Annotated in this window: 16 protein-coding genes and 1 tRNA gene; 4 read left to right on the top strand and 13 right to left on the bottom strand. The window is 71.9% G+C overall.

The window, feature by feature from the left end; genetic code table 11:
- Positions 1-134: 134 nt before the first annotated feature.
- The 11 genes from ACWDS7_RS22905 to ACWDS7_RS22855 form a co-directional block, all read right to left on the bottom strand.
- Complete coding sequence (locus ACWDS7_RS22905; RefSeq protein WP_306865325.1) at positions 135-971, bottom strand: MetQ/NlpA family ABC transporter substrate-binding protein; 837 nt, start codon at positions 969-971, stop codon at positions 135-137.
- 88 nt (positions 972-1,059) lie between these two features.
- A complete protein-coding gene (locus tag ACWDS7_RS22900; RefSeq protein ID WP_451930912.1) occupies positions 1,060-1,710 on the bottom strand; it encodes a DUF305 domain-containing protein in 651 nt (216 codons plus the stop codon).
- A 58-nt stretch (positions 1,711-1,768) separates the two neighbouring features.
- Entirely contained in the window at positions 1,769-2,653 is an 885-nt protein-coding gene (locus tag ACWDS7_RS22895; RefSeq protein ID WP_451930911.1) for a lytic polysaccharide monooxygenase auxiliary activity family 9 protein, read from the bottom strand.
- Between the two features lie 188 nt (positions 2,654-2,841).
- Positions 2,842-3,204 (bottom strand): hypothetical protein, encoded by a 363-nt coding sequence (locus ACWDS7_RS22890; protein WP_451930910.1) that lies wholly within the window; start codon positions 3,202-3,204, stop codon positions 2,842-2,844.
- Positions 3,205-3,319: 115 nt separating this feature from the next.
- Positions 3,320-4,228, bottom strand: coding sequence for an NADP-dependent oxidoreductase (locus tag ACWDS7_RS22885; RefSeq protein ID WP_451930909.1), 909 nt, complete (start codon positions 4,226-4,228; stop codon positions 3,320-3,322).
- Between the two features lie 165 nt (positions 4,229-4,393).
- On the bottom strand, positions 4,394-5,407 hold the full coding sequence (locus ACWDS7_RS22880) for a cytochrome d ubiquinol oxidase subunit II (protein WP_306865312.1): 1,014 nt from the start codon (positions 5,405-5,407) through the stop codon (positions 4,394-4,396).
- Positions 5,408-5,411: 4 nt separating this feature from the next.
- A complete protein-coding gene (locus tag ACWDS7_RS22875; RefSeq protein ID WP_451930908.1) occupies positions 5,412-6,791 on the bottom strand; it encodes a cytochrome ubiquinol oxidase subunit I in 1,380 nt (459 codons plus the stop codon).
- 355 nt (positions 6,792-7,146) lie between these two features.
- Positions 7,147-7,223 (bottom strand) — tRNA-Lys (locus ACWDS7_RS22870).
- Between the two features lie 549 nt (positions 7,224-7,772).
- A complete protein-coding gene (locus ACWDS7_RS22865; RefSeq protein WP_306865308.1) occupies positions 7,773-8,171 on the bottom strand; it encodes an OsmC family protein in 399 nt (132 codons plus the stop codon).
- A 75-nt stretch (positions 8,172-8,246) separates the two neighbouring features.
- On the bottom strand, positions 8,247-8,522 hold the full coding sequence (locus ACWDS7_RS22860) for a hypothetical protein (protein ID WP_451930907.1): 276 nt from the start codon (positions 8,520-8,522) through the stop codon (positions 8,247-8,249).
- Between the two features lie 54 nt (positions 8,523-8,576).
- The gene (locus ACWDS7_RS22855) at positions 8,577-9,626 is read right to left on the bottom strand and encodes an NADP-dependent oxidoreductase (RefSeq protein ID WP_451930906.1); all 1,050 of its coding nucleotides are present in this window, start codon (positions 9,624-9,626) and stop codon (positions 8,577-8,579) included.
- A gap of 286 nt (positions 9,627-9,912) precedes the next feature.
- Between ACWDS7_RS22855 and ACWDS7_RS22850 the strand changes: the two genes are divergently transcribed.
- Entirely contained in the window at positions 9,913-10,281 is a 369-nt protein-coding gene (locus ACWDS7_RS22850; RefSeq protein WP_306865301.1) for a phage holin family protein, read from the top strand.
- Between the two features lie 4 nt (positions 10,282-10,285).
- Positions 10,286-11,776, top strand: coding sequence for an aromatic amino acid lyase (locus tag ACWDS7_RS22845; RefSeq protein WP_451930905.1), 1,491 nt, complete (start codon positions 10,286-10,288; stop codon positions 11,774-11,776).
- Positions 11,777-11,849: 73 nt separating this feature from the next.
- Here the strand turns inward: ACWDS7_RS22845 and ACWDS7_RS22840 are convergent, their stop codons facing one another.
- Positions 11,850-12,803, bottom strand: coding sequence for a LacI family DNA-binding transcriptional regulator (locus tag ACWDS7_RS22840; RefSeq protein WP_451930904.1), 954 nt, complete (start codon positions 12,801-12,803; stop codon positions 11,850-11,852).
- A gap of 227 nt (positions 12,804-13,030) precedes the next feature.
- Here ACWDS7_RS22840 and ACWDS7_RS22835 point away from each other — a divergent pair, with 227 nt between their 5' ends.
- Positions 13,031-13,921 (top strand): amidohydrolase family protein, encoded by an 891-nt coding sequence (locus ACWDS7_RS22835; RefSeq protein ID WP_451930903.1) that lies wholly within the window; start codon positions 13,031-13,033, stop codon positions 13,919-13,921.
- A gap of 52 nt (positions 13,922-13,973) precedes the next feature.
- On the top strand, positions 13,974-14,480 hold the full coding sequence (locus ACWDS7_RS22830) for a cysteine dioxygenase (RefSeq protein WP_306865289.1): 507 nt from the start codon (positions 13,974-13,976) through the stop codon (positions 14,478-14,480).
- A gap of 182 nt (positions 14,481-14,662) precedes the next feature.
- On the opposite strand, the gene ACWDS7_RS22825 is transcribed toward ACWDS7_RS22830, so the two are convergent.
- Positions 14,663-15,760 carry a glycerophosphodiester phosphodiesterase gene (locus tag ACWDS7_RS22825; RefSeq protein WP_306865288.1) on the bottom strand — a complete coding sequence of 366 codons (1,098 nt, stop codon included), beginning with the start codon at positions 15,758-15,760 and terminating at the stop codon, positions 14,663-14,665.
- Positions 15,761-15,842 lie beyond the last annotated feature (82 nt).

Below are 15,842 nucleotides of genomic sequence, written 5' to 3'. Positions count from 1 at the left end.
CCGGTCGCCCGGCACCGGCCGCACATCATCGCCCCTTCGGCGCCGATGCTCGTGGTGTCGGCGAGCACCTCGGCGCGCGCTGTCCAGCTCATGCGCATGCACCTGCCTTTCGGTGCGGCGGCGGGACGGCGAGGTCACTGGCCGGCGGGCAGGACCGCTCCCTTGTACTTGTCCTCGATGAACTTCTTGACCTCCGGACCCTGGAGGATCTCCGCGAGCTTCTTGACGCGGGGGTCGTCCACCTTGGCCGGCACGGTCACCAGGCCGTTGGCGTAGGGGTTGCCCTCACCCTTCTCCAGGATCAGGGAGTCGGTCGCCGGCTGCAGGCCGCCCTCCAGGGCGTAGTTGCCGTTGATGATCGCGGCGTCCACGTCCTCCAGGGAGCGGGGAAGCTGGGCCGCCTCCAGGGGCTTGAACTGCAGGCCCTTGGGGTTGTCGGCCACGTCGCGCTCGGTGGCCTTGACGCCGACGCCCTCCTTGAGGGTGATCACCCCGTTGTCGGCCAGGAGCTTGAGCGAGCGGCCCAGGTTGCTGGTGTCGTTCGGCAGGGCCACCGAGGCGCCCTGGGCGAGCTCGGCGACGTTCTTGATCTTCTTGGAGTAGAGGCCGAGCGGCTCGATGTGCACCGGGGCGACCCAGCTCAGCTTGATGTCCTTGCCCTTGGAGAACTCCTCCAGGTACGGGATGTGCTGGAAGTAGTTGGCGTCCAGGTTGCCCTCGTCGAGCTGGGTGTTGGGCTGGACGTAGTCGGTGAACTCGACGATCTCCAGGTTCAGCCCGGCCTTGGCCGCGAGGTTGTCCTTGACGTATTTGAGCACCTCGCCATGGGGCACGGGGTTCACCCCGACCTTGAGCGGGGCGTCGGCCTTGGGTGCGGCGGCGGGCTCGGCCGTGTCGGTCGAGGATCCACCGCAGGCGGCGAGGCTACCGGCCAGGATCAGGCCTGCCACGACCCCGAACAACTTACGCATGACTCTCCCCTATTTCCTTTACACTAGGTAGGAAATATTCCATACCGGAGAGCGTGCGGACAAATCGATCATCGGACCCGCGGTCCGATCACTGGCCCAGCAGCGCCAGGATCTGCTTGATCTGCGCCGTGCGCGAGGCGTCGATCCGCGCCGCCAGCGCCTTGACCTCGGCGTTCAGGCCGGTGCTCACCTCCATCCTGGCCATCTGGACGGCGTCGTCCTGCTGGGCGATCAGCATGTTGAGGAACTTCTTCTCGAAGTCGGCCGGGGCCGCTCCGGCGACCGCGGCGATCTCCGCCTTGCTCACCCCCGGCATGCCTCCGTGGGCGGCGTGCTCGCCGGGCTCCGCGCCGATGGGCCGGCCCCAGTCGATCAGCTGTTCGGCCATCGACGCGGCCTCCACCTCCTGGGTCGTGGCGATCGCCGCCGCCAGCGTCCTGACCTCCTGACGGGTGGTCCGCACCGGCGCCAGCCGGACCAGCTCCACGCCCTGGCCGTTGTGGGCCGTCATCATCTGCAGGAACATCACGTCGGCGGGGTTGAAGTCCTTGCCCGCGACGGCGGTCCCGCCCGGGGTGCGGGCGGCGCCGTGCCCCGCGTGTGCCCCGCCGTGCCCGGCGGAGGCCCCGCCGTGCCCGGCGGGGGCGTCACCGCGGAGCTCCTGGATGCTGTGGGCACCGCAGCCGGCGAGCAGGAGGCCCCCCAGGACGGCGAGGGCGGCGAGGGCGGTGCGCTTCATCGTGGACTCCTCTCCGGGGTGGGGCCAGGGCGGTCGTGGCCGCCCCGGCCGGTCTGGATCAGACGCGCTGCCACAGCGAGGGGACGTTCGGCGGCTCCCAGCCCGGCAGCGCGGTGTGCGGCTGCAGGCACTGGTAGGTCAGGCCGCCGTAGGTCACCCGCGTGCCCGCCGTGTAGGCCGTGCCCGCGCTCCAGGCGCCGCCCGACTGGGTCGAGGTCGGCGTGGGGGTCGGGGTCGGGGTCGGCGTGGGGGTCGGGGTCGGGGTCGGTGTCGGGGTCACGGTCGGCGTGGGGGTCGGCGTCGGGGTGGCGCCGCCGCCGAAGTCCACGTCGGAGCAGGTGTAGAAGGCTTCGGTGCTGCCCACCACGCGCTGCCAGATCGAGTAGACGAGCTGGCGGCCGCTGCGCTGCGGGAGGTTGATCGTCCAGTTCGTGAACGTGCTGGGGTTCTGGTTGTTGAACGTCTTGATGGGCTCCAGGTCCGCCCAGCGCAGCGGCTGGGTCGGGTCCCAGCTCTGCTTGGTGATGTAGAACTCGAAGTTGCTGTTGGCGTGGGGCGCGGTCGCGTGGTAGGTGATCGTCAGCGGCCCCGGGGAGACCCGGGTGGCGGGCCAGTCGGCCCTGGCGAGGTCGAGCCCGCGATATTTGTCACGCCCGGCGCTGCACAGCTTGCCGTCCGGGATGATCGCACGGTGGTTGCCGCCGGCCTCAAGCCGGGAGACTTCGTGCCAGTCGTAGAACGCCTGGGTGCCACCGGCCGCGACGGCCGCCTTGCACGCCTCCGACTTGGGGGTCTCCGGCCCCTCCGTCTTGCAGACGTAGGCGCGGCTGGGCGGGTTCGACATCGATCCGTGCGCGACCGCCGGGGCGGACGGCAGCAGGGCGAGCAGAGATCCAACAGTGAGCGCGGCGGCCGCGGTGGCCGCCTTGTGTCGCAGATGCACGTGGACTCCTCCTACAGGGGGATGGAGGTGGGACATGTCCAACGGCCGACGGATAGCACGTTATTAACAAGAAACCTTACTAAGAATTCGGTCCCCGATGCCATAGGTTGCGGCACATCCGAAGGACGATTCCCGCGCCGCGGCCCCGCCCTCCCGGCTCGGGACGGGGCGGGGCCGTCGGGGCGGGGTCAGTAGAACGCGTAGCACTCGACTTCGGATCGACGCTCCGTCAGCCCCGCCTCCACCGAGTGCTGGACGCACGCGGCCTCTCTCTTGCTGAGCGACAGCTCCCCGCAGACCGTGACCCCCGAGTAGGTCCGGCAGTCGAGGTCGGAGTTCTCCCGCCCGATCCGGTAGTTGCGCTCGACCGCCGAGCGGCACTCGCTCTGCAGCCGCGCCGAGTCGGCGTACCGGCACTGGTCCATCAGCGCCTGGTACTGGTCCGGGCCAACCGGCGTGCTGCCATCCCGCGCCTGCGCAGACGCCCCCGTCGCGATGATCCCAGAGGTGGCGACGATGAACAGTGCCGCCGCATGCATGAGTTTTCTCACGATGGCTCCCCCCGCCATACGGTCCTCAAAACGGACTTTACATGGGAAACGTCACTTGTTGTGTGCGTGTCACCACACTTCTCTCGGTTAAACGCGGAGATGATCTGAAGTTCGCTCAGCCGACGGCGAGGACGACCTTGCCCCGGCCGTGGCCGGTCTCGACCTCGCGGTGGGCGTCGGCGGCCCGGTCCAGCGGGTAGGTCCGGCGGACGTGGAAGGTGAGCCTGCCGTCGGCGTAGAGGTCGGCGAGCTCGGCGAGACGGGAGGCCAGCCGCACCCCCTGGGTCAGCTGGACCCCCAGCTCCCCCGCCCTCTCGTGCTCGACCAGCGTGACGACGCGCTCGCCCTTCACCAACTGCAGCGACACCTCCAGCGCCGCACCGCCCGCGCCGTCCAGGACCATGTCCACCCCGCCGGGGGCGAGGGCGCGCACCCGCTCCAGCAGGCCGTCGCCGTACGCGACGGGGGTCGCGCCGAGCGAGCGCAGGTAGTCGTGGTTCTCCTCGCGCGCGGTGCCGATGACCCGCGCCCCCCACAGCCGGGCGAGCTGCACCGCGGCGGTGCCGACCGAGCCGGCGGCGGCGTGGACCAGGACCGTGTCCCCCTCCCCCACCCCCAGCTGCCTCAGGGCGATGTGGGCGGTCTGGGTGCCGGCGGTGAAGCCGCCCGCCACCTCCCAGGGCATGTTCGCGGGCTTGGCCGTGACGTTCTCGGCCGGGACCACGACGTACTCGGCGTAGGAGTTCAGCAGGTTGAAGCCCAGCACCTCGTCGCCGACGGAGACCCCGCTCACCCCCTCGCCCACCTGGTCGACGATCCCGGCGAACTCGTTGCCGGGGATCCGGGGCAGGCCCCCGGTCACCCCCGCCGGGCTCCACCCCTGGCGCACCGCGACGTCGAACGGTTGCACGCCCGCCGCCTTGACCCGCACCCGGACCTGCCCCGCACCCGCCTCGGGGGTCTCAAGCTCCATGACCCGCAGCACCTCGGGCCCGCCGAACTCGGAAAAAGCAGCAGCCTTCATCGGAAACTCCTCCGCTCGTCATTGCCGGACCCCACTCTGCAACCTCAACTTTGATTGAGGTCAACCGGCCCGGAACGGCCGTCGCCCCCACCGGTGCCACTCTTGGTGAGGGAGCGCTCCCTCCATGATCAAAATTCTGTCGCGGGAGGCCGGCCCGAGCGGGCGTCAGCCGTGCGCGCCCGGGTCGTACGGCGAGCGCCGCTGCAGCAGGAACAGCCACGCCATGGACGGCACCACCAACAGCGCGCCCACCGCCAGGACGGCGAGCGTGGCGCCGAGCACGGCGGGGGTCGCGGCGGCCTCGCCGACGGTGAGAGCGGGAGGGAGCATGACGGGATACTGCGCCAGGGGCCAGCCCCACATCACCGCCGCGACGGCCGCCGCGGCGGTGACCCGGACCGCCAGGTAGCGCCGCCGCCACAGCAGGGCCAGCGAGAGCAGGCCGAGCACGGCGCCGGCGACGACGAGGGGCAGCGCCCGGCCGGTGAGGCCGCCGAACAGCCGGGGGGCGTCCCAGCGCACCACGGCGATGCCGCCGAGCACGACGGCGCCGACGCCGAGCCCCGTGGCCACCGCCCTGCGCCGGAACCCCTCGGCCAAGGCGGGCAGGTCGGCCCGCACCGCGTCGTCGCACAGATACACCGCGGCGAGATAGGCGCAGACGCCGACCGCGAGGACCCCGCCGAGCAGCGAGGTCGGGTTCAGCCAGCTCCTCACGAGATCCCCGGCCGCCAGCCCCGGGGGGACGCGTCCCGAGGCGACCGCCCCGGCGACCGTGCCCAGGAAGAAGGGGGTCAGGACGGAGGAGAGCGCGAAGGCCGCGCCGAACAGGCGCTGCTGCCACAGCTCCGTGCTGGCCTTGCGGAAGACGAAGGCCGCTCCCCTGGCGATGATGCCGAGCGCCGCGAGCGTCAGCGGGATGTAGAGCGTGGACATCACCGCCGCGAACACCGGCGGGAAACCGGTCCACAGCACGACGATCACGAAGATCAGCCAGACGTGGTTGGCCTCCCACACCGGCCCGATGGAGTGCTCGATGAGGCGCCGCTGCGGCATGCCGGCACGACTGCGCCCCGCCACCAGGTCCCAGACGCCGCCGCCGAAGTCGGCCCCGGCCAGCAGCGCGTAGAGCGTCAACCCCACCCACATCACGACCAGCAGGATCTGCGCCGCGTCCATCGGATCACTCCGGTTCCTGGGGGGCTGCCGACTTCTGTGGGGCGCGTGCCAAGCGCCGCATGACGTAGACGGTGGCGACGGTGAGGACCACGTAGACCAGGGTGACGACGACGGCCCCGGCCCACAGGCCGGGCACCGGGTTGACGGCGTCGAAGGTGCGCAGCTTGCCGTACACCGTCCACGGCTGCCGGCCGACCTCCGTCACGACCCAGCCGGCCTCCACCGCGACGACGGCGGCCACCCCGGAGACGGCCGCGAGCCTCAGGAACCAGCGGGAGCGGGGCAGGTCGCGCCGCCGCCACCAGGCCGTGGCGTACCAGACCGACAGCAGGAGCAGGAAGAATCCGATCCCCACCATCGTGTCGAAGGCCAGGTGGACGGCGGTGACCGGTGGGCGGTCGGCCACCGGCACCCGGTCCAGCCCCTCGACCACGGTGCGCGGACTGTAGCCCACCAGCAGGGACAGGCCGTTGGGGATCTCGATCGCGTAGCGCAGCTCGCCGTCGACGGCGAAACCGCCCAGGCTGAGCGGCGCGCCCGAGCGGGTCAGGAAGAGCCCCTCCGCCGCGGCGAGCTTGGCCGGCTGGTAGTCGGCCAGGAACTTGGCCGCGTAGTCGCCCAGCAGGATCTGGACCGGGGCGAAGACGGCCGTCATCGTGAAGGGGATCAGGAAGCCCAGGCGGTGGTAGCGGTCCCGCCGCCCGCGCAGCATCGCCACCGCGTACACCGCCGCGGTGACGGACCCGGCGACCATGAACGCCGCCACGATCATGTGCAGCGTCTGCGGCGGCGTGGCCGGGTTGAACATCGCCCGCCACGGGGACACCTCCGTCACCCGGCCGTTCTCCATCACGAACCCGACCGGCTGGTTCATCCACGCGTTGGCGGTCACCACGAAGAACGCCGAGGCCACCCCCGCGACCAGCACGGGCACCCCGCTCAGCAGGTGCGCCACGGGCGGCAGCCGGTCCCAGCCGTAGAGGTAGACGCCGATGAAGATGGCCTCGACGAAGAAGGCGATCCCCTCCAGCGCGAAGGGCAGGCCGATCACCTCACCGTAGATCCCCATGAGCCCCGGCCACAGCAGGCCCATCTCGAAGCTGAGGATCGTCCCCGAGACCGCCCCGACCGCGAACAGCACCCCCGTCGCCTTCGCCCACCGCCGGGCCAGCCGCATGGAGTCCCCGTCGCCGGTCCGGATCGCCCGCCACTCGGCCGACAGCAGCAGGACGGGCATCCCGACCCCCATGCAGGCCAGGATGATGTGCCAGCCCAGCGAGAGGGCCATCTGCAGGCGCGCCGCCGCCATGTCCGCCGCGCTCGCCGGGCCGGCGGTCCAGACGAGCGCCGTCACCACGGCGTCGACGCCGCCCCCGATCCCCATGGAAGGGCTCTGCCCCAGCGCGATAACCGACAAACGACGCACACGCCCCATCAGGTCGCTTCCGAACCCACGGCCGGCCCGGTACGGCGGGCGGGCAAAGGGCCCGCAAAGGGCCGGTATCGCGACCGCCGCAGACCACGGCGGCGGCGACGGCGCGAGCTGAGCGGCCCGAGGCGGCCGGTGACGGCGATCAGACGGGAGCCCAGCGGCGGGAGTCCAGCAGCAGTGGCCCGGCGACGGCGGCCCGGTGATGGTGGCCCAACAGCGGTGGCCCGGCGACGGCGGCGCGGGTGAGCGGGCGCCCCTGGAACCAGTGAAGCCCAGGCCGATGGTCATCGGCCTGGGCTTCACTGTGTGGTGCGCCGCCAGGGACTCGAACCCCGGACCCGCTGATTAAGAGTCAGCTGCTCTAACCAACTGAGCTAGCGGCGCTTGCAACGGAGGTAACTCTAGCAGCAGCCCCGGCGGTGGCGCACATCGGACGGATCCCCGCTCTCCCCTGGCGGGGGCGGGGCCGGGCGACTCCCCCGCCGCGATCGGAAAAGGGGCCGGACGGTCCCCCAACCGTCCGGCCCCCACCCCCCAAAGACTCGGGGCCGGACAGTCCCCCAACTGTCCGGCCCCGGCCTCCTCGCGGGCCTCTCCTTCGTCTCCCCCAAGACTCCGGCGGCTCCGCTCAGGGACGCGATCCCCCTCGCGTCCTGTATCCGGTGAAAAGTCTCTGCAATGCTCCCCCCGGGCTTCGCAGAACCCCTTGACCTGCTTCAACAGTACAGAACCAAATGTAACGAGGACGTCATCCAAGGGTTGATTTTGGGCCTACAGCCGGGGTTGACCCGGTATTGCCAGACCAAGCGCCGGGGTCCCGGGCCGGGCGCGGCGGCCGCCGCGGGACCTCCGGTCATCCGCCGGACACAGGCGGCCGTTCACCGAGCACGGCAGCCGTCCCGGGGCCCTGCCGGTCGCCCACGGGCGCGGCGGTCACTCGGGGAGTTCGAGCCGGATCTCGCTCTTCTCCCGCAGCGCCCGGCTCACCGTGCAGTATTTCTCCTCCACCCGCTGGGCCACCGCGCGGAAGACCTCATCGGCCTTGTCGTCGCCCTCCGGCAGCTCCACGTCGTAGGTGACGGTGATGGGCCCGAGCAGCGTCGGCTCCACCTTCTCCGCCTGGACGGTCATCGCCAGGCGGACCAGCCGGTGACCGCGCTGGGCGGTGAGCGGCTCCACGGTGACGATGTTGCAGCCGCCGAGCGCCGCGAGCAGCAGCTCGACAGGGGTGAACACCCCCTGCTCGTCACCGCCGCCCATGGCGACCTCTGCACCGCGCTCGTTGCGGGCCACGAACCCGTCCTCGGTCCGCTCGACTCTCACCTGTGCCATGACCGCTCCTCCCGTAACCTTGCCGGTCACCCTACCGAAGCGGCCGGGGACCGGAACGGCCGGAGCCACGGCCGGCTACGCCTCGGGATGTTTGGAGAGGTAGTCGATGTAGAACGGACGCAGCGCCTCGCCGAGCCGGCCCTCACCCGACGCCATGGCATCGCTGAGCAGGGCGGAGACCCGGCTGAGGTCGTTGGCCGTCTCGGTCTCGTTGCCGGCGGACGCCTCGGCCGCCGGGATCACCTTCAGCAGATCCCACAGGAAGGCGAAGTCCCCGTGGTGCACGGCATATCGGACCGCACGATCATGTAGTTCCTGGGCCGACAGCGCCTCAAGCTCGTCCGTTTCCACCTAACCCACCTCCTCTCGCCCCTCCTGCCCCCAGATTGTGAGGATTATGCACGGTCACCGGGCCAACCGGACGAGCATCTTGCCGGTGTTGGCACCGCCGAGCATGTCGATGAACGCCCTGGGGGAGTTCTCCAGGCCGTCGACGACGGTCTCCTCGAAAGTGATCTCACCGTCGCGGAGCCAGGCGCCCACCTCCGTGATCATGTCGGTCATGCGGTCGTAGTGGTCGCCCACGATGAAACCCCGGAGGGTGAGCCGCTTGCCGACGGCCAGGAAGAGGTTGCTCGGGCCGGGAACCGGTCCGGCGGCGTTGTAGACGGAGATCGCCCCGCACATCGCGACCCGGCCGTAGGTCCTGAGCGCGTCGAGGGCCGCCTCCAGGTGCTCACCGCCGACGTTGTCGAAATAGACGTCGATCCCGTCGGGGGCCACCTGGGCGAGCTGCCGCCGCACGGGGGCCGTCTTGTAGTTGAAGGCGGCGTCGAAGCCGAGCTTCCCGGTCAGGTAGGCGATCTTCTCCTGCGATCCCGCGCTGCCCACGACCCGCGAGGCGCCCTTCAGCCGGGCGATCTGCCCGACCAGGCTGCCCACCGCCCCGGCCGCCCCGGAGACGAACACCGCGTCGCCCTCCTTGAACGCGGCGATGTCGAGCAGTCCCACATAGGCGGTGAGACCGGGCATGCCGAGCACGCCGAGATAGGCCGAGAGGGGGATCCCGGGGATCTCCTCGATCTTGCGGGCCTGGTCCGCGCGGACGAGCGCGTACTCCCGCCAGCCGTACCCGTGCAGGACGAGGTCGCCGGCGGCGAGGCCGGGGGCGCGCGACTCGACGACCTCGCCCACCGCGCCGCCGTCGAGGGGCCTGCCGAGCTCGAAGGGCGGGACGTAGGACTCGGTGTCGTTCATCCGTCCCCGCATGTACGGGTCGACGCTCATGAAGCGGTTGCGGACGAGGACCTCCCCCTCACCGGGGGCGGGGACCCCCACCTCCACGAGCTCGAAGTTCTCCTCCGTCGGCCAGCCCTCGGGCCGCGAGGCGAGCCGGATCTCCCGCGACGCCGTACGGCCGGCGGCCCCGGAGCCGCTGGATGTTTCGTTGGACATGGTGAGGCCTCCCTCGGCGGCACATGCTCTCGCCGGGAGCCATTCCCCTCCGCCGGGGGAGCGACGGGCCGCCTATGAAACCTTTAACCTCGCAACTACGTGGAGTCACGGGAGGAGGCTCTCCGCGTCCGCGTGGCCCCCCGGGCCCGTCCGGGATCCCCTCGTGCCCGGTCCGCCACGGTTCCGGCGCCCACCGCGCCCTCAAAGTGCCTAGTGTCCTGATATATCCGCATCTAATGCTGCGGATCTATCGCCCATCCGACGACCCATGCGAGGATGCCGAAACGTGAAAATCATCATCAAGATCCTGGCCGTGGCGGCCGCCCTGTGGGTGGCCACCAAACTCGTGAGCGGCATCACGGTGACCACCGAGACCACCACCATGCAGATCGGGACGCTCCTGGCGGTCGCCCTCCTGTTCGGTGTGATCAACACGGTCCTCAAGCCGATCATCAAGACCCTCGGCTGCGCCTTCTACGTCCTCACCCTCGGCCTGTTCGCCCTCGTCGTGAACGCCGGCCTGCTGCTGCTCACGAGCTGGATCGCCGCCCAGGCCAACCTGCCCTTCCACGTGGAGGGGTTCTGGGCCGCGTTCTGGGGCGCGATCGTCGTCGGCGTGGTGAGCTGGCTGCTCGACCTGGTGTTCGGCGACTGACCCGATGACGGTTGTCCTCGACGGCGCCCGCCTGACCTGCGAGCAGGTCCACCGGGCCGCGCACGGCTCCGGGATCCTGCTGGGTTCCACCGACCGCGCCGAGACCGCCTGGCAGACGGCCCGCTCCCTCAGCGGGCCGCTGTACGGCCAGACCACCGGGGTGGGGGCCAACAAGGGCGTCACGGTCGAGGCCGCCGGTCTCGACCTGCTCCGCAGCCACGCCGGCGGCGCCGGTCCGCTGATCGGGGAGGCGCGCGCCCGCGCCACCCTCGTGGTCCGCCTCAACCAGCTCCTCACCGGCGGCTCCGGCCTCAACCCCGGCCTGCTGCCCGTTCTCGCCGCCGCCGTCAACCAGGGTTTCACCCCCCCGATCCGCACCTACGGCGCCATCGGCACCGGCGACCTCACCGCGCTGGCCACCACCGCCCTCTGCCTCCTCGGCGAACTCCCCTGGACACCGCCCCCCGGCACCGGCGGCGGCCCCGGCCCCCGATACGCGCTGGCCTCCAGCGACGCCCTCCCCTTCATCAGCTCCGGCGCGGCGACCCTCGCGGACGCGGCCCTGGCCTGCCACCGCCTGAGAGCCGTCCTCACCGCCACGACGGCGGTCGCGGCCCACTCCTTCCAGGCGATCGACGCCTCGCTCGAACCGCTCGCGCAGGCCGTGCAGCGCAGGCCGGACCAGGCGGCGGTGGCGGCCGGGCTCCGCGAGCTGATCGGCGCCACCCTCCCGCGCCGGGTCCAGGACCCCTACGGCTACCGCGCCCTCCCCCAGGTCCACGGCGCCGCCCTCGACGCCCTCGACCGCGCGGAGCGGGCCGTCACCGAGGAGCTCAACGCCGCCCCGGAGAATCCGCTGATCGCCGACGGCCGGGCCTGGCACAACGGCAACTTCCACTCCGTCAAGGTCGCGCTCGCCCTCGACGCGCTCAGGGCCGCCGTCGTCCAGACCGCCTCGCTGAGCGCCGCCCGGCTCGCCACCCTGACCGACCCCGCCCACACCGGCCTGCTGCCCTTCCTGGCCGAGCGCCCCGGCCTGTCCGGCGTGATGATCCTCGAATACGTCGCCCACTCGGCCCTGGCCGAGCTCCGCCAGCTCGCCTCCCCGGTGACCCTCGGCACCGCCGTGCTCTCCCTGGGGACCGAGGACCACGCGAGCTTCACCCCCCAGGCCGCGCGCTCGGCCCTGTCCGCCCTCGAACCGCTCGAAACGGTGCTGGCCTGCGAGCTGGTCGCGGCGGTCCGGGCGCTGCGTCAGCGGGGTCTGCCCTGCGACGTCGGCCTTGACGCCCGGATGGCCGACCGCCCCCTCGACGCCGACCTCGACGCGGCGCGCGGGATGCTGCCCGGCCTCATGTGTGGGCCCCACGCGCGGGCGGGGTCCCGGTCGCCGGGTGGCCTGCCTCCGGGCGACCCGCTGCCGGACGGGCCGTCGCTGGGCGGGCCGCTGCCGGTCTCCCCGGCGCCGGGCGAGCTCCTGCCGGATCTCGCCTAGCGGCCGTGCGCGGGCAGGCACGGCACGGCACGCGCGGGCACAGGGCAGGCGCGGCCCGGGTGTGGGGCGCGGGTCAGCCCACCGAGCCGCGTTCGCGGAGCTCGGGGGCCTGGACGATCCGGCGGCGGCGGGTGTTGCCCTCGGCGGCGGCCACGACCAGACGGACGGCCGCGCGGACGATGCCGTCGATGTCCCAGTCGACCGTGGTCAGTCCCGGGCTGAGCAGTCCCGACATCGGGTGGTCGTCGTAGCCCATCACGGACACCTCGGCGGGGATCCGCAGGTTCCGCTCGGCCGCCGCAGCGTACACCCCGTAGGCGATCGAGTCGGCGAAGCAGAAGAACGCCCGGTGCCCGTCGGCGAGCATCCGCCGGGCGACGTCCGTGGCGGCGGTCAGCGCCTGGGGCGCGGTGACCACCTCGATGTCCAGCCCCAGCCGTCCCGCCTCGGCCAGGACGTGCACGTCGGCGGGGCGGTCGGGGGTGCTGGCCCGGGTCGGGGTGAGGACGGCGACACGCCGGTGGCCCCGGTCGCGCATGTGCTCCAGCGCCAGGGTCACACCGGCGCGGTTGTCGAACACGACCTCTCCCGCCGTGCGCGCCCCGGCCAGCGAGTCGCCGATCGACACCACCGGCAGGCTCTCGCACAGCTCGGACCAGAGCGGCGCGGCCGGGTCCACCGGCTGCACGATCAGGGCGTCCACCCGCTGGTCACGGAGCTGCCTGGCCAGCGTGCGCTCCCGCACGGGGTCGCCGGTGGCGTCCAGGATCAGCGCGTAGCGGTCGTTGTCCTTCAGGGCCCGGCCGATGCCGACCGCCAGGGCCTGCTGCCAGAGGTCCTCAAGGGAGCCGCAGAGCAGGCCGATCATCCCGGTCCGGCCACTGGCCAGCGCGCGGGCGATGGGATCGGCCTCGTAGCCGAGCTCGGCGGCGACCCGGCGCACCCGCTCGATGGTCTCCTCCGAGACCTGCATCCCTCGCAGGGCATACGAGACCGAGGCCGGTGAGAGGCCGGTGGCCTTCGCCACCTCGCGTATCGTCGCTCGTTTCCGGGGCTGGGGCACCCGGCCAGCCTATGCCTCCAGCCTCCCGAGAGGGCCGTTCTCCGTACATCACGGCGTTTTAGGGCATTGACACACAAGAGGTGAAACGGTTCACTGAAACGGTTCACTGAAACGCGTCACCTGGATGCGTAGTAAGGTCAGAGCGGTTACCTATATTCTAGGTAGGGAATATCTCGAAAGGAGGGGGAGAAATGACCGTCGACGTGCACCAGCACCTGTGGACGCCCGCGTTCGTGGACGCGCTCCGGCGCCGCACGGTCCCACCGCGCCTCGACGGCTGGACCCTCCACCTCGACGGCGAACCCGCCTACGAGGTCGATCCCGCCGACCACGACCTCACCAGGCGCCTGGCGCTGAACGACGGGCTCGACCTGGCCCTGGTCTCGCTGTCCAGCCCGCTCGGCATCGAGTCGCTGCCGCCCGAGGACGCCTGGCCGATCATCGACGCCTACCACGAGGACGCCCTCGCCCTGCCGGCCCCGTTCGGGGCCTGGGCCGCGACCTGCCTCAGCGAGATCGACCTGTCCCGGCTCGCCAAGGCGCTCGACCAGGGGCTGGCCGGGCTCCAGCTGCCGGCGACGGCCGTGGCGACCGGCGCGGACCTCGCCAGGGTCGCCCCGCTGCTCGACGTGCTCGCCGCCCGCGACCTGCCGCTCTTCGTGCACCCCGGACCGGCCGCCGAGCCCGAGGGCCCCGGCTGGTGGCCCGCCGTCGTGCCGTACGTGCAGCAGATGCACGCCTCCTGGTACGCCTTCTCCGCCTTCGGCCGCCACCGCCACCCCGGACTGCGGGTCTGCTTCGCGCTGCTGGCCGGGCTGGCCCCGCTCCACTCCGAGCGGCTGCTCAACCGGGCCGGCGAGGGACGGGGCCAGGTGGACCCGGACATGTACGTGGAGACCTCCTCCTACGGCCCGCGCGCCATCGACGCGATCGTCCGCGAGCTCGGCATCGACGTCGTGGTCAACGGCTCGGACGAGCCCTACGCCAGGGCCCCTGACCCCGCGCTCGGCGATGCCGCCCGGCACGCCGTCGCGGTCACCAATCCCAACCGCCTGCTGAACCGGAAGGAGTCGCGCAAGTGAACGTGAACCAGTCCCAGGGCAGTGAGCGCTGTGCGCTCCCAGGAGGCCGGCGATGAGCTACGGAGAGCTGCCCGCCCGCACCCTCGACCGGCGCGAGCTGCGCGACCTGGTCGACGAACTGGCCGCCGACCCCTCCCGCTGGGAGGAGCAGGTCGACTTCCCCGAGGAGGGCGGCCGCCACTACGCCTCCCTCTACCGGGACGCCTACGTCGACGTCTGGCTGCTGTGCTGGCGGCCGGAGGACGACACCGGCTGGCACGACCACGACATCTCCTCCGGCGCGGTCCGGGTGGTGGCCGGGACGCTGCTGGAGTGCAACCCCCGCATCGGCGGCGAGCACCTGGAGACCGTGGTCTCGGCCGGCGAGTCGTTCTCCTTCGGCCCCGACCACATCCACCGGCTGACCGGCGCGGTGGACGGCAGCGTCTCCATCCACGCCTACTCGCCGCCGCTGTGGCGGCTGGGCCAGTACTCCATCAGCGACAGCGGCGTGATGCGCCGCGTGTCGGTCAGCTACGCCGACGAGCTGCGTCCCATGGACGAGGTCGCCGTCGCCTGACACCCCCCACCCTGAGGTCTCCGCCGCTCACCGTCGCTCACCGCGCGGTGGCCGCGGACCTCGCTCGGACCTCCGGCGGCCGCCTCAGCCCAGGCGCCGCCGGAGGTCACCGGTAGCCGGCCCGGCGATCCGGATGGCCGTCCGTGGGTCGCCCGGTCATCTGGATCGCCGTGGTCACCGTGCTACAGGAGACGCTCCCGGACGGCCCGGGCCACGCCGGGGTCGTCGGCGAAGACGCCGTCCAGCCCGAGCTTGTACAGCTTCTCCAGCCAGCCCATCACGTCGCCCGTGGCGCGGGGGAAGGCGGGGTTGGCCGGGTCGCCGAGCCGGAAGTCCACCGGGAGCTGGGAGTTCTCGTTCCGGACGGTCCAGGTGTGGACCTTCAGGCGGGCCCGGTGGGCGTCGGCGACGAGCGTGGTGGGCGGCAGGAGGCGGCCGTCGGGACCGGCCGGGACGATCCGCCGGGTGTCCACGCCGATGCCGTCGGCGTAGCCCGCCACCTCGCGCAGCCCCTCGGGGGTGACCATGGTGTCGTAGGTGCGCGGGTCTCCGGCCGCCGTCCAGTCGTACGGCGCGCCGGTGGCGGTGATGAGCTGGATCAGCGGCAGCCGGGTCCGCTCCCTGAGCTCGCGCAGGTTGGCGGTCTCGAAGGACTGGATGAAGACCGGGTCGCGCCGCCCGTTCCAGCCGTACCGGGTGAGCGTCTCCAGCAGCGGCTCCTCCAGGGACAGGCCGATGGAGTCGAAGTAGCTGGGGTGCTTGGTCTCGGGATAGACGCCGACGCCGTGGCGCTGCGCGAGCTGGACGATCTCCTCGAAGGTGGGGATCTGCGCGAGGCCGTTGAAGACGGTGTTGTCCGGGCGCAGGTCGGGGACGCGCTCCTCGGCCCTGAGCGTACGCAGCTCGGCGAGGGTGAAGTCCTCGGTGAACCACCCGGTCACCGGGCGCCCGTCGATCGTCTTGGTGGTGCGGCGCGCCGCGAACTCGGGGCGGCTGTCGACGTCGGTGGTGCCGGAGATCTCGTTCTCGTGCCTGGCGACCAGCACGTGGTCCTTGGTGGAGACCAGGTCGGGCTCGATGTAGTCGGCGCCGAGCGCGATCGCGGCCTCGTAGGACAGCAGCGTGTGCTCGGGCCGGTGCGCGCTGGCGCCCCGGTGGCCGATGACGATGGGCGCGTCGCCACGGCGGTCGGCCGTCGCGGGTTCGGGTTGGTGCAGCACAACGGTGACGGTACCGCTCACGAGGACGGCCAGCGCCACGGGCAGGAGCCTACGGATCATGCGCAGGACCGTAGGGGCCGGAGGTGACCGTCAGGTGCCTTCGACACGACCGTCAGGTGCCTTGGACACGACGGGCAGCGCA

The organism is Streptosporangium sp. NPDC003464, assembly GCF_053588315.1.
Note: the sequence above shows the minus strand (reverse complement) of the source record. Positions and strands in the feature narration are given on the sequence as shown.